This is a genomic window from Micromonospora marina (assembly GCF_900091565.1).
GTDB classification, from domain to species: Bacteria; Actinomycetota; Actinomycetes; order Mycobacteriales; family Micromonosporaceae; genus Micromonospora; species Micromonospora marina.
Genome location: NZ_FMCV01000027.1, coordinates 26500 through 39468 on the forward strand (window position 1 = coordinate 26500; position 12969 = coordinate 39468).

General features: G+C 73.4%; 14 protein-coding genes and 1 riboswitch. Of the genes, 2 read left to right on the top strand and 12 right to left on the bottom strand.

Annotation, left to right across the window (positions count from 1 at the left end; genetic code table 11):
* Positions 1 to 32: 32 nt before the first annotated feature.
* From GA0070215_RS24645 to rpe, 11 genes are all read right to left on the bottom strand, one after another.
* Positions 33 to 506 (bottom strand): PH domain-containing protein, encoded by a 474-nt coding sequence (locus GA0070215_RS24645; RefSeq protein WP_018785102.1) that lies wholly within the window; start codon positions 504 to 506, stop codon positions 33 to 35.
* Positions 503 to 1465 carry a DMT family transporter gene (locus GA0070215_RS24650; RefSeq protein WP_091050357.1) on the bottom strand — a complete coding sequence of 321 codons (963 nt, stop codon included), beginning with the start codon at positions 1463 to 1465 and terminating at the stop codon, positions 503 to 505. Before GA0070215_RS24650 ends, GA0070215_RS24645 begins: the two co-directional genes overlap by 4 nt.
* Positions 1462 to 2307, bottom strand: a complete 846-nt coding sequence (gene hisG, locus GA0070215_RS24655; RefSeq protein ID WP_018785100.1) for an ATP phosphoribosyltransferase — start codon at positions 2305 to 2307, stop codon at positions 1462 to 1464. The genes GA0070215_RS24650 and hisG overlap by 4 nt, the downstream gene beginning before the upstream one ends.
* Before the next feature lie 43 nt (positions 2308 to 2350).
* Positions 2351 to 2614 (bottom strand): phosphoribosyl-ATP diphosphatase, encoded by a 264-nt coding sequence (locus GA0070215_RS24660; protein WP_013285536.1) that lies wholly within the window; start codon positions 2612 to 2614, stop codon positions 2351 to 2353.
* Positions 2615 to 2658: 44 nt separating this feature from the next.
* The gene (gene ribH, locus GA0070215_RS24665) at positions 2659 to 3156 is read right to left on the bottom strand and encodes a 6,7-dimethyl-8-ribityllumazine synthase (RefSeq protein WP_091050362.1); all 498 of its coding nucleotides are present in this window, start codon (positions 3154 to 3156) and stop codon (positions 2659 to 2661) included.
* Between the two features lie 4 nt (positions 3157 to 3160).
* A complete protein-coding gene (locus GA0070215_RS24670) occupies positions 3161 to 4426 on the bottom strand; it encodes a bifunctional 3,4-dihydroxy-2-butanone-4-phosphate synthase/GTP cyclohydrolase II (protein WP_026267803.1) in 1266 nt (421 codons plus the stop codon).
* Complete coding sequence (pnuC, locus tag GA0070215_RS24675; RefSeq protein WP_018785096.1) at positions 4423 to 5118, bottom strand: nicotinamide riboside transporter PnuC; 696 nt, start codon at positions 5116 to 5118, stop codon at positions 4423 to 4425. Before pnuC ends, GA0070215_RS24670 begins: the two co-directional genes overlap by 4 nt.
* Positions 5118 to 5729: a riboflavin synthase gene (locus tag GA0070215_RS24680; RefSeq protein WP_018785095.1), complete on the bottom strand. Its 612-nt coding sequence runs from the start codon at positions 5727 to 5729 to the stop codon at positions 5118 to 5120. Before GA0070215_RS24680 ends, pnuC begins: the two co-directional genes overlap by 1 nt.
* 1 nt (position 5730) lies before the next feature.
* Positions 5731 to 6792, bottom strand: coding sequence for a bifunctional diaminohydroxyphosphoribosylaminopyrimidine deaminase/5-amino-6-(5-phosphoribosylamino)uracil reductase RibD (gene ribD, locus GA0070215_RS24685; RefSeq protein WP_091050365.1), 1062 nt, complete (start codon positions 6790 to 6792; stop codon positions 5731 to 5733).
* A 168-nt stretch (positions 6793 to 6960) separates the two neighbouring features.
* Positions 6961 to 7133: riboswitch (FMN riboswitch) on the bottom strand.
* A 74-nt stretch (positions 7134 to 7207) separates the two neighbouring features.
* Complete coding sequence (locus GA0070215_RS24690) at positions 7208 to 8164, bottom strand: response regulator (protein ID WP_018785093.1); 957 nt, start codon at positions 8162 to 8164, stop codon at positions 7208 to 7210.
* Between the two features lies 1 nt (position 8165).
* Positions 8166 to 8846, bottom strand: coding sequence for a ribulose-phosphate 3-epimerase (gene rpe, locus GA0070215_RS24695; RefSeq protein ID WP_018785092.1), 681 nt, complete (start codon positions 8844 to 8846; stop codon positions 8166 to 8168).
* Positions 8847 to 9107: 261 nt separating this feature from the next.
* Between rpe and GA0070215_RS24700 the strand changes: the two genes are divergently transcribed.
* Together GA0070215_RS24700 and GA0070215_RS24705 are read left to right on the top strand one after the other, a co-directional pair.
* Positions 9108 to 9995 carry a septum formation family protein gene (locus GA0070215_RS24700; RefSeq protein ID WP_091050369.1) on the top strand — a complete coding sequence of 296 codons (888 nt, stop codon included), beginning with the start codon at positions 9108 to 9110 and terminating at the stop codon, positions 9993 to 9995.
* A gap of 76 nt (positions 9996 to 10071) precedes the next feature.
* Positions 10072 to 10962 carry a septum formation family protein gene (locus GA0070215_RS24705; protein ID WP_091050372.1) on the top strand — a complete coding sequence of 297 codons (891 nt, stop codon included), beginning with the start codon at positions 10072 to 10074 and terminating at the stop codon, positions 10960 to 10962.
* A gap of 45 nt (positions 10963 to 11007) precedes the next feature.
* Here the strand turns inward: GA0070215_RS24705 and GA0070215_RS24710 are convergent, their stop codons facing one another.
* Positions 11008 to 12762 (bottom strand): M28 family peptidase, encoded by a 1755-nt coding sequence (locus GA0070215_RS24710; protein WP_091050376.1) that lies wholly within the window; start codon positions 12760 to 12762, stop codon positions 11008 to 11010.
* Between the last annotated feature and the right edge of the window lie 207 nt (positions 12763 to 12969).

The following is a 12969-nucleotide window of genomic DNA, read 5'->3' on the forward strand; positions in this document are numbered from 1 at the left end:
CGGCCCAGGCCCGCCCAAACCGGGCTCGCTGGTCAGCGGGGTGCCGACTGGCCGGCGGACAGCGCCGCCAGGTGCGCCTGGTGCAGGCGGCGCAGCGCGCGTACCGCCTCGACGGCGCTCTCCTTGTCGGCGGCCTGCAGCGCGACCATCGGCAGCAGGTCGTCGTCGTGCAGCTCCAGGCTGGCCCACGGGGCACCCCGGTCGAACCGGACACCGCGGACGACCTCCCACGGCAGCTCGTACGAGCTGAACACGTTGCGCACCCGGACGCCCCTGACGTCGGCGACCACGCGGGGGCGGGTGAACAGCAGGAAGCCGAGCGCGCCGAAGACGCCCAGGCCGATCATGGCGAACTGGTCGCCGCGCTGAAACGTGCCGTAGCCGTTGCCGGTGGCGCCGGTCAGCGACGTCGCGACGAGGCTGAACACCACGAGCAGCGTGACGGCCGAGGCCCAGCAGACGACCCGGACGCGGCGGGGTCGCACGGTCACCACGGAATCGCTCACCCGACCAGTCTGCCATCCGGTTCGCGTACGCCTTCGGCCGCCACCCGGGCCGGGCCGCGCCGGCGCAGCCCGGTGACCACCACGGCGAGCAGCGTGAGCAGGGCGCCGGCCAGCACCGGCAGCCGGACACCGGGGCCGCCGGGCAGCGCCAGGTCCAGCAGCAGCGCGCCGCCGAGCTGCCCGGCCACCAGCGCCAGGCCGGTCCGCAGCACCCCTGCCGCGCGTACCCCGACCAGCAGGGCCAGCACGATGCCGACGCCGAGCAGCCCGCCGGGGTAGAGCCACCACTGGGCGGGCCAGCGGGGCGCGGTCGCCAGCGCGCCGGTGAGCGCCGCGACCGCGCCGATCACCACCGTGCTGACCGCGAAGTTGACGGCGAGGCCGGCGGCCGGGCCGACCGAGGCGGCGACCCGGCCGTTGAGCGCGGACTGCCCGGCCACCGCCAGCCCACCCAGGACGCAGAGCAGCACCAGCCCGGCCGCCAGGTCACCGACCGGGCGGCCGAGCTGCGCCAGCGCGACCGCGCCGACGCCGAGCACCGCCCCGCCGACACGGGGCACCGTGAGCGGCATCCGCCCGGTCGCGGCCAGCCCGACCCGGTCCACCGCCAGTCCGCCGAGGCTGCCGCCGGCCACCTGGGCGATCGTGAACACCGCCACCCCGAGCACCGGCACCACCACCGGCGCGACCAGCACGATCACCGCGCCGCCCACCCCGCCGAGGTACGCCCACCACGGCAACCCGGACCGGCGCAGCCCGGCCAGCCCGGCGCGCATCGACGGCAGCGCCACGATCCCGGCCAGCACCAGCAGGCAGCCGCCGAGGTTGTTGACCACCGCGCCGATGACCGGGTCACCGGTCCGCTCGCCCATCTCGGCGTTGATCGCGCCCTGGGCGGCCGAGGCCACGCCGCCGGCCACGACCACCGCGAGCGCGGCCGGGAGCGGCAGCGGCCTCACAGCCGGCAGGCGTGGATGTTCGTGACCAGGATCGCGCGGGCGCCCAGCTCGTACAGCTCGTCCATGATCCGGTGGACGTCGTCCCGGAGCACCATCGCCTGCACCGCGACCCAGCCCTCCCGGTGCAGCGGCGAGACGGTCGGCGACTCGATGCCGGGAGTCAGCGAACTGGCCCGGTCGAGCAGGCCGGCCGGCACGTCGTAGGCGAGCATCACGTACCGGCGGGCGACCAGGACGCCGTGCAGCCGGCGCAACAGTTGCTCCTGCTGCCCGCCGCCGGGCGTACCCGCGCGCCGGACCAGCACCGCCGAGGAGCGCAGCAGCGGCTCGCCGAAGACCACCAGGCCGGCCTGGCGCAACGTCGCGCCGGTCTCCACCACGTCGGCGACCACGTCGGCCACGCCGAGGCGGATGGCGTTCTCCACCGCGCCGTCCAGGCGGATCACGTCGGCCTTGACGCCCAGCTCGGCCAGGTGCCGTTCGACCAGACCCGGGTACGCGGTGGCGATCCGGTGCCCGCCCAGCTCCCGAACGTCGTCCACGTCCTGCGGGCGGGCGGCGAACCGGAAGGTGGCCCGCGCGAAGTTGAGGTCGACCACCTCCTCGGCCGGCGCGCCGGAGTCGATCAGCAGGTCGCGACCGGTGATGCCGACGTCCAGGTCGCCGGAGCCGACGTAGGTGGCGATGTCCTTGGGGCGCAGGTAGAAGAACTCGATGTCGTTGGGCTCGTCCCGGCAGACCAGGTCCTTCGGGTCGGTGCGCTGGCGGTAGCCCGCCTCGCGCAGCATCCCGGCGGCCTTCTCGGCCAGGGCGCCCTTGTTGGGTACTGCGACACGCAGCATGGGAGTGCTCCTTCGTTCGATCGGACGATCAGCGGACGGGCACTCAGAGATGTCGGTAGACGTCCTTCAGTTCCAGGCCGGTGGCGAGCATCAGCACCTGCGCCTGGTAGAGCAGCTGGGAGATCTCCTCGGCGGCCCGCTCCGGGCCCTCGTGCTCGGCGGCCATCCACGACTCGGCCGCCTCCTCGACGACCTTCTTGCCGATGAAGTGCACGCCCTTGGCGAGCGCCTCGACAGTGCCCGAGCCCGGGGTGCCGGCGGCGGCCTTGGCCTGCAGCTCGGCGAACAACTCCTCGAACGTCTTCACGGAAGGCGATTCTTCCAGCCGCCCCGGGTGACGGGCCGGGTGGGTCAGGCGAAGCCGACGCGGTGGGCGGACTGGGCGCCCAGGGCGCGGACGGCCAGGGCTGCGTCCAGCGCCGCCACCGTCGCCGACCACCCCTTGTCCTCGGCCGAGCCGGGCAGCCCGGCCCGGTCCCGAGCCTGCTCGACGGTGTCGACGGTGAGCACCCCGTGCGCCACCGGCTTGCCCTCGTCCAGCGCCACCCGGGTCAGCCCCTCGGTGACCGACTGGCAGACGTAGTCGAAGTGCGCCGTCGCGCCGCGTACCACCACGCCGAGCGCGACGACCACGTCGAAACGGCGGGCCATCGCCTGGGCCACCACCGGCAGTTCGACCGAGCCGGCCACCCGGGCCACCACGGCCCGCGCCCCGCACGCCTGGGCGGCGGCCACCGCACGCTCGGTCATGTGGTCGGTCAGGTCGCCGTGCCAGCGGGCGGCCACCACGCCGACCGTCATGCCGGACGCGTCCACAGCGGTCACGCCCGGCTCACCGAAACCCGCCATCGCCCTACGCTCCGATCTCGTCACCGGCGACCGGGCGGCCCATCGGCGCCTCGGTCACCTCGTCCAGTCCGTCCAGCAGGTGACCCATCCGGTCCCGCTTGGTGCGCAGGTAGCGCACGTTCTCCGGGTTGGACCGCACCGGCAGCCCCTCCCGGCCGGTCACGGTGAGGCCGTACCCCTCCAGCCCGGCCCGCTTGGCCGGGTTGTTGGTCAGCAGCCGCATCGACCGGACCCCCAGGTCGTAGAGGATCTGCGCGCCCGTGCCGTAGTCGCGGGCGTCGGCCGGCAGACCCAGGTCGAGGTTCGCGTCCACCGTGTCGCGGCCCTGGTCCTGGAGCTGATACGCCTGGAGCTTGTGCAGCAGGCCGATGCCCCGGCCCTCGTGCCCGCGCACGTAGAGGACCACCCCGCGGCCCTCCGCGGCGACCCGGGCCAGCGCGGCCTGCAACTGCGGCCCGCAGTCGCAGCGCAGCGAGCCGAACACGTCGCCGGTGAGGCACTCGGAGTGCACCCGGACCAGCACGTCCCGCCCGTCACCGAGGTCGCCCGTGACCAGCGCGACGTGCTCGGCCGGGTCGTGCTCGGCGCGGTAGCCCAGCGCCCGGAACACGCCGTACGGGGTGGGCATCCGCGCCTCGGCGGCCAGCTCGACCTGCTTCTCGGTGCGCCGCCGGTGGGCGATCAGGTCCGCGATGGTGACCAGCGTCAGCCCGTGCTCGGCGCAGAACTTCTCCAGGTCCGGCAGGCGCATCATGGTGCCGTCGTCGTTCACCAGCTCGCAGAGCACCCCGGCCGGGCGCAGACCGGCCAGCCGGGTCAGGTCCACCGCAGCCTCGGTGTGCCCGGGGCGGCGCAGCACCCCGCCGGCGCGGGCGCGCAGCGGCACCACGTGACCGGGCCGGGCCAGGTCGGTCGGGCCGGTCGCGGCGCCGGCGAGCAGCCGGATGGTGTGCGACCGGTCGGCGGCCGAGATGCCGGTGCTGACGCCCTCCCGGGCGTCCACGGTCACCGTGTACGCGGTGCCGCGCCGGTCCTGGTTCGTGTGGTGCATCGGTGGCAGGTCCAGCCGGTCGCACTCGTCCTCGGTCAGCGGCACGCAGATGTAGCCGGAGGTGTAGCGGACCATGAACGCGACCAGCTCCGGCGTGGCCAGCTCGGCCGCGAAGATCAGGTCACCCTCGTTCTCGCGGTCCTCGTCGTCGACCACCACCACCGGGCGCCCGGCGGCGATGTCCGCCACCGCCTGCTCGATCGAACCGAACGTGCTCATGCCACGGCCTCCGTGTACGTCGCCGGGATCGGGGCGGGCGCGGTCGCGACGGCCCGGGAGGTGCGCCACCAGCTGTACAGGCCGGCCGCGCAGAACGCGCCGTAGACCAGGTACATGGCGGCCGACGGGTAGAAGCCGCCGCGCAGCAGCAGCGGTACGCCGACCGCGTCGACGGCGATCCAGATCAGCCAGAACTCCACCCAGCCGCGGGCCATGCCGTACGTGGCGAGCAGGCTGCCGACCAGGATCCAGGCATCAGGCAGCGGCCCCCACGAGCCGAGCGCGGCGAGCGCCGGGTACGCGACGGCGGTGCCGACCGCGGCGGCCACGAGCAGGCCGAGCCGCTCCGGCCAGGTGGCCCAGCGCGGCACCACGGCCGGCTGGTCCCCACCACCGGCGCGCCGGTTGCGCGACCAGCGCCACCAGCCGTACAGGCTGACGGCGAAGAAGAAGACCTGCCGGCCGGCCTGGCCGTAGAGGTCGTGCGCCTGCGGGGTGACGAAGACGCCGCCGAGGAACACGGTGAGCAGCAGCGCGTTGCCGATCATGCCGACCGGCCAGGCCCAGACCACCCGGCGCAGCCCGAGCAGCGCCGAGGCGAGGCCGAAGACGTTGCCGACGATCTCCCGGACCAGCACCGGCGAACCGGCCACGTGCACCTGGGCGTCGAGCAGCCAGCCGAGCGGGCCCATCACCGGGCACCCCCCGCGCCGCGGTCGCCGAGCAGCCGCTCGACGTACTTGGCCAGCACGTCGACCTCCAGGTTGACCGGGTCGCCGATCTGCTTGGTGCCGAGCACGGTGAGCTTGAGCGTGGTCGGGATCAGGCCGACGGAGAACCAGTCGTCGCCCGCCTCGGCGACGGTCAGGGACACGCCGTCAACGGTGATCGAGCCCTTCTCCACCACGTAGCGGGCCAGATCGGCGGGCAGCCGGAACCGCACGGTCTCCCACTGCGCGGCGGGCTCCCGGGCGACGACCTCGCCGACGCCGTCGACGTGCCCCTGCACCAGGTGCCCGCCGAGGCGGCTGCCGAGCGCGGCGGCCCGTTCCAGGTTGACCGGGTCGCCGGGGCGCAGCGCGCCGAGCGCGGTGCGGCGCAGCGTCTCGCCCATCACGTCGGCGGTGAACACGCCGCCGTCGACGTCGACCACGGTGAGGCAGACGCCGTTGACGGCGATCGAGTCGCCGTGCCGGGCGTCCGAGGTGACGAGCGGGCCGCGGATGGCGACCAGCGCGGAGTCGTCGCCGGTCTCGGCACTCCGGACGATCTCGCCCAGTTCCTCGACGATGCCGGTGAACATGTCAGCCCTCCCTCTTCCGGGGCAGCGCGGTGATCCGCAGGTCGGGACCGACCCGCGTAACGTCGGTGATCTCCAGATCGATGGCGTCGGCGATGGTGCTCACGCCGGCGCCGAGCAGCGCGGCCGGGCCGGCGCCGAGCAGCTTCGGCGCGACGTACCCGACGATCCGGTCGACCATGCCGGCGGCGAGGAACGCGCCGGCCAGCGTCGGCCCGCCCTCCAGCAGCGCGGCCCGCACACCCCGGTGGTGCAGCTCCGCGAGCAGCGCCGCCAGGTCGACCCGGCCGTCCGGCCCGGCGCCGACCTCCGCGGCGGTGGCGATCCACGTGCGGGCGGCACCGTCGCGGACCCGGGCGTCGGCCGGAGTACGCCCGGAGCTGTCCACCACCACCCGCAGCGGCTGCCGGATGGCGAGCGTGCCGTCGCGCAGGTTGCGGGCGGTCAGCCGGGGATCGTCGGTGAGCACGGTGCCCACCCCGGCGAGCACCGCGTCGACGGTGCCGCGCAGCGCGTGCACGTCGATCCGGGCCGCCTCGGAGGTGATCCACATGCTGGTGCCGTCGGCCGCGGCGGACCGTCCGTCGAGCGTGGCCGCGTACTTCCAGATCACGTACGGCCAGCCGCGGCGCATCGAGGTGAGCCAGGCCACGTTGCCGGCCTCGGCCTCCTGCGTGCGTACCCCCAGGGCGACCTGGACCCCGGCGGCGCGCAGCGTGGCCGCGCCGCCGGAGGCGACCGGGTTGGGGTCGGGGACCGCGATCACCACGCGGGACACCCCGGCGGCGATGAGCGCGTGGCTGCAGGGGCCGGTGCGGCCGGTGTGGTCGCAGGGTTCCAGGGTGACCACCGCAGTGCCGCCGCGGGCGCGCGTGCCGGCCTGGGCCAGCGCGACGATCTCCGCGTGCGGGCCGCCGGCGTACGCGTGGAAGCCCTCGCCGACGACCTCGCCGTCGGCGTCGAGCAGCACGCAGCCGACCACCGGGTTGGGGCTCGTGGCGCCGAGGCCGCGCCCGGCCAGTTCGATGGCACGACGCATCGCCTCGTCGACGGAGACGCTCGCCATGGCCGCCTGTCCTCCCGCTCGCCGGTCGCGCGCGGGCGGGTGGGGAGGAACGGCCACGACGGCCGCGGGCACGCGGCGGCGGAGAATCCGGGGACGGCGACGCCGACCCCGGGGAGCCCACGCGGCAGCTGAGAGTGCTCAGCGGCCGGCAGGGGCCTCCCCCGTTCCGCGCGCTGTCTCCCATCCGGACTTTCTGGGGGCGGACGAGCCGCACCCCAACCGTCGGCCCCGGATTCTCACCAGGTCCACCGTCCGGCCGAAGCCGTCCGGGTCGCGGGCTTACCACGGTCGGACCGTGGATCACCGCCGGTTCGGAATTTCACCGAGCCCCGCCAGCGCGTGGTGGGTATACGGGAAGTCTTACACGTTCCGCCCGGGCGCGCGCCACAGAGGCGAGCTACCTCACAGGACCGCCTCAGGTGACGCCACGCCGGCGGTCCACCGCCACGTACGAGCCGGGCTGGCTCTTGGCCAACGTCTTCATCTCCGACGCCACCGCGATCGCCTCCAGCGGGTCGGTGAACCGCTTGCCGGAATCGGACAGCGAGACGCCGATGGAGAGCGTGACGAGCGCGGCGCGGCGGATGTTGCCGCGCCGGTCTTTCAGCTCGACGAAGCCGCGTTCCCGGTCGGTGGCGTCGTAGAGCGCGTCGGCGGCCTTCTCGAAGTCGACGACGGCCCGGCTGGTCAGCGGCCGGACCTGGCTGGGCGCGCAGACGATGACGAAGTCGTCGCCGCCGACGTGGCCGAGGAAGGCCGGCGGCAGCCCGATCGACACCACCGCCCGGTGCAGGCTGCGGGCCAGCGCAGAGATGAACTCGTCGCCGCGCACGAAGCCGTACCGGTCGTTGACGCTCTTGAACCGGTCGATGTCGATGTAGCCGACGGCGTAGTCGACGCCGTTGCGTACCCGGTCGCTGATCTCCCGCCGGATCCGGCTGTTGCCGGGCAGCCCGGTCAGCGGCGAGACCTCCCGGAACTCCTTGTTGCGCCGCAGCGTGGAGTTGACCCGGGCCACCAGTTCCAGCGTGTCGAACGGCTTGACCAGGTAGTCGTCCGCGCCGACGCTGAGCCCGTTGACCTTGTCCTGGGTCATCCCCTTCGCGGTCAGCATGATCACCGGCAGGGCCGAGGTCATCGGGTCGGCGCGCAGCCGCCGGGTCAGTTCCAGCCCGTCGATGCGGGGCATCATCAGGTCGACCACCGCGAGGTCGGGCCGCTGCCGCTCGATGACCTCCAGCGCCTCCTGGCCGTCGGCGGCGTGCAGCACCTCGAAGCCGTGCAGGCGCAGGTTGAACTCGACGAAGCGGGCGATGTCCTCGTCGTCGTCGACGACGAGGATCACGTCGGGTCGCTCGCCGGACGGGTCCATCTCAGGCCCCGGTCATCGCGCGTTCCGCCAGGCCCCGCAGGCGGCGTACCGCCTCCGCGGGATCGTCGGCGCCGTAGACGGCGGTGCCCGCGACGAACGCGTCGGCACCGGCCGCGGCGGCCTGCTCGATGGTGTCCGCGGCGATGCCGCCGTCGACCTCGATGCGCAGCTCCAGGTGCCCGCTGTCGACGTGTCGGCGGGCCGCGCGCACCTTGTCCAGCAGTTGCGGCAGGAAACGCTGGCCGCCGAAGCCGGCCTTGATCGTCATGATCAGCAGCGTGTCGAAGCTCGGCAGCAGCTCCAGGTACGGCTCGATCGGGGTGTCCCGGTCGATCGCCAGCCCCGCCTTCGCCCCGGCCGACCGCAGGTCCTTCGCCAGCGCCACCGGGTCGTCGCACGCCTCGGCGTGGAACGTGACGTTGTACGCCCCGGCGTCGGCGTACCCGGGGGCCCAGCGGAGCGGGTCGGTGATCATCAGGTGCACGTCGAACGGGATGCCGGTGACGGCGCGTAGGCTCTGCACCACCGGCAGCCCGATGGTCAGGTTGGGCACGAAGTGGTTGTCCATGACGTCCACGTGCAGCCAGTCGGCGGCGGACTCCACGGCACGGACCTCGTCGGCGAGGCGGGCGAAATCGGCGGCCAGGATGCTGGGCGCGACGATCGGCGGCGGTACGGTCACCGGGCCAGTGTACGAACGGGGTGATCCGGAGGTCACGGCACGCCTCCCGGAGTGACAGGTGGTGATGCTCAATTCACCGGCGGTGCACCATCCGCCCGTCGGGAGAGAGAATCGGCACGAATAGTCGCCGGCGACTGGCCGATCGAGTGGAAGATGACGAAACTCCTACGGGGACGGTCACGTATGCTGCACGCCCGGGCGCGGGGGACGCCGGTCGGGCCTGCGACGACCGGCTGTCATCTCTCCCGGAGGGGGCGGACGATGCGACGGTGGCTCCACGTGCTCGCGCTGGCCGGCGCCGCGACTGCGGTGCTCGCCGGATGCGCGCAGACACACCGGGCCGACGGCGACCTGGTCGACGACTGGGCGGCGCTGCCGGCGCCGCAACTGTTCGTCCCGGCGACCGAGGCGTGCCTGCCCCGGCTGAGCACAGTGGTGGCCGCGGCCACGTACGAGACGGTGAACTGCGCGGGCAGCCACCTCGCCGAGACCGTGCACGTCGGCCGGTTCAGCGGGCCGGCCGCGCAGGGCGTGCGCCCGGAACCGGGCTCACCGGCGCTGCGGACCGCGCGCGTCGAGTGCGACCAGCAGGCCCGCGAGATGATCGGCGGGGACTGGCACGCCGCCCGGCTGACGCTGAACATCGCCCTGCCCACAGTCACCGCGTGGACGTCCGGTGCCCGCTGGTTCCGCTGCGACATCGCCGAGACCGACAGCATCGACAACACCCGCCCGGTCAACCGGGTCGGCAGCCTGCGCGGCGCGCTCGTCGGCGACAACCCGCTGGTGCACAGGTGCTTCGACCCGAAGCTGATCGGCCAGAACCTCAACTACATGGCCCCGGTGCTGTGCACCGAACCGCACCGGGCCGAGTTCGTCGGCGTGTACGAGGAACGCGACATGAGCTGGGCGGAGTTCACCGGGGGCGCACCCGCCACGCACCGGCGCTGCATGACGCTCATCGCCGCGTTCGCCGAGGTGCCGGACAACGCCGAGCTGCCGTACCGGGCTGGATCCATCTTCTATCCGCCGTCGCAGCGCGAGTGGGAGGAGGGCGACCGGGGCGTGCGCTGTTTCCTGTGGAGCGACGACCGCAAGCTGAACAGCTCGGTGCGCGGCGCCGGGCCCGAGGGACTCCCGATCACCTGAGCGGCTGCCGTATGCTGCACCGCCGAGGCGTACCGGTCGGCCGGGCGGCGCCGGATGCGCGGGGAGGTCGGTCGGGATGCGGCGACGGCGGGTGGCGGTCATCATGGGGGCGGCGCTGGCGCTGGCGCTCGGTAGCTGTGCCGCGCCGGCCGGAGTGGACCGGGACCTGGTCGACGACTGGCCCGCGTTCGCCGCGCCGGTCGGTTTCGTGCCCGCGGCGGGGGCCTGTCATCCCACGGTCGCCGACGTCGGCTACCTGAGCGGTTACCAGCCGGTCGACTGCGCCGCCCCGCACCGCACCGAGACGCTGCACGTGGGCACGATGACCGGTGCGGAGGCGGAGCGTTCCGCGCCGCCGCGTACCGGCTCGGCCGGGATGCGCGCCGCGCACGCCGACTGCGCCCGGCAGGTCACCCGGGCCGTCGGCGCGGACTGGCGCGGCGGGCGGCTGCGACTGTCGGTGGTGTTCCCCTCGGCGCTCGCGTGGACCGGCGGGGCCCGCTGGTACCGCTGCGACCTCGCCGAGATCGCCGATCTGGACGAGGGCGCCGTGACCCAGCGCACCGGCAGCCTGCGGGGCGCGTTGAAGCCCGGCTCGAAGCTCGCGCTCGGCTGTTACAACCCGAAACTGAGCAAGGACGAGGTGCAGTCGATGCGCCCGGTGGCCTGCACCACCAGGCACCACGCCGAGTTCGTCGGCGTCTACCAGGCGCCGGACATCAGCTACGCGGAGTTCGAGCGCACGCCGCTGCGCACGCACAAGGCCTGCCGGGGTCTGATCGCCAAGTACGCGAAGCTGCCGAACGACGGCAACATGCAGTACCGGGCCGGCACCATCATCTACCACCCCTTCGAGGAGCAGTGGCGCGACGGCGACCGGGGCGTGCAGTGCTTCCTGTGGGTCTCCGAGCGTTCGCTGACCCGGTCGGTCAAGGGCGCGGGCGCCAAGGCGCTGCCGATCACCTGAGACCCGGGCGGGGCGGGCACCGGCACCGGCCCCGCCCGGGACCACTCAGCCGACCTGCAGCGTCACGTCGTCCACGACGAAGCTGGTCTGCAGCGAGGAGTCCTCGACCCCGGTCCATTTCAGGGTGACCGTCTGACCGGCGTACCCGGCCAGGTTGAAGGTGCGCTGGGTGTAGCCGGCGGCCTTGTTCAGGTTCGAGTACGTGGCCAGCGTGGTCGAACCGACCTGCACGGTCAGCTTGTCGTACGCGATCGAGCCGGTCGTCTCGGCCGTGTCGATGTGCAGCCAGAACGAGAACGTGTAGCTGGCGCAACCGGCCGGCAGCGTGACCGGCTGGGACAGCGTGTCGGTACGCGAGGTGCCGTACCCGTTCAGCCACGCCTTGTACGACCCGGTGCGGGCCGCCTGGCTGGAGCTGTTGGTGATCACGCCGGAGCTGGCCGTCCACGGCGTGGTGCCGGACTCGAAGCTGCTGTTGCCGATGAGCTGGCCGCCGGTGCAACCGCCGCTCCCGCCGGTCACGGTGAGCGTGTAGCTGGCGGTGCGGGTGGCCGAGCCGGTGCCGGTCACGGTGAGTGTGAACGTGCCGGTGGTGGCCGACGCCGAGGCGGTGACCGTCATGGTGGCCGAGCCGCCCGAGGTGACCGAGGACGGGCTGAAGCTCACCGAGACGCCGCTCGGCGCGCCACCGGCGGACAGCGCCACGGTCTGCGCGCTGCCGGCGGTGGTGGCGGTGCTGAGGGTGGCGGTGGTGGAGCCGCCCCGGGCGACGCTGCCGGAGGTGGGGCTCACCGAGACGGAGAAGTCGTTGGACGGCGTCCCGCCGCCGACCGCGAGCTGCCAGATCGCGTACGCGACGCCGTCCGCGGCCCGGTTGACGATGGTCGTGTTGATGTTGCTGCTGTTGTCGCAGGAGCGGTGGTAGCACCCGTCGTACGCCGCACCTGCGGTGCCGCCCCACTTGGCGGCCTGCGCCGAGCTTTTGGTGTAGCTGGCGCCCGCCGCGTAGCCGGAGGTCTGGATGCCGACGTTGGCGAACGAGTAGTCGTCCGAGCGGCCCTGACCCTCGGTGTTTTCCTCCGGCGAGATGCCGAGCGAGTCCCAGTACGCCTTCAGCGGCGCCGCGGTGGCCGAGGTGATGCGGTTGATGAAGTAGCCGCCGTTGGGCGAGCCCACCATGTCGAAGTTGTAGTAGCCCTTGATGTAGCCGCGCTGGGTGGAGCTGAGCTGGTTGACGTAGTGCTTGGAGCCCTGGAGGCCCTGCTCCTCGCCGTTCCACCAGGCGAACCGGACCCGCTTTGTCATGGTCGGGTTCTGCGCGGCCAGCACCAGCGCGTTCTCCAGCAGCACCGACGAACCGGAGGCGTTGTCGTTGATGCCGGGGCCGGCGGCGACGCCGTCCAGGTGCGCGCCGAACATGACGACCTGGTCGGAGGGGCCCTTCGGCCACTCGGCGATCAGGTTGTTGCCCGGGTACGTGCAGGTGGTGCAGTACTGCTCGGAGATCGTGTAGCCGGCGGCCTGGAGCCTGCTCTTGACGTAGTTGACCGACGCCGTGTAGCCGGCCGAGCCGGACCGCCGGTTGCCGCCGTTGCTGCTGGCGATGGAGCTGAACTGGGTGAGGTGGGCCTGGATGTTGCTCAGGGAGACGTCCGGGGCGGCGAGCGCGGCGACGGCCGGGGCGGGGGCCGGGGCGAGGGCCGGGGCGGGCGCGGCGGAGGCGGTGCCGGCCAGGCTCGCCGTCGCCAGTGTGGCGACGAGGGCGAGCGCGAGGCTCGTGGTCGGCGTTCTGCGTCTCATGGAGACTCCTCGTGGGGGTTCGGCGGGCGGGGGTGCCGGGACCGGCGATCGGAACAGTTACATGTATCGATCGAACAGTCAACGGGCTGTCACATCCCACCGACCCCCTCCCCCCACCGGGATGCCGCACACGCTCCATCCCTCCCCGACTTCTCCGCATGACGATCAAGGAGTTCGCGTCCCGGGCACGGCGGCCCCAGGACACGA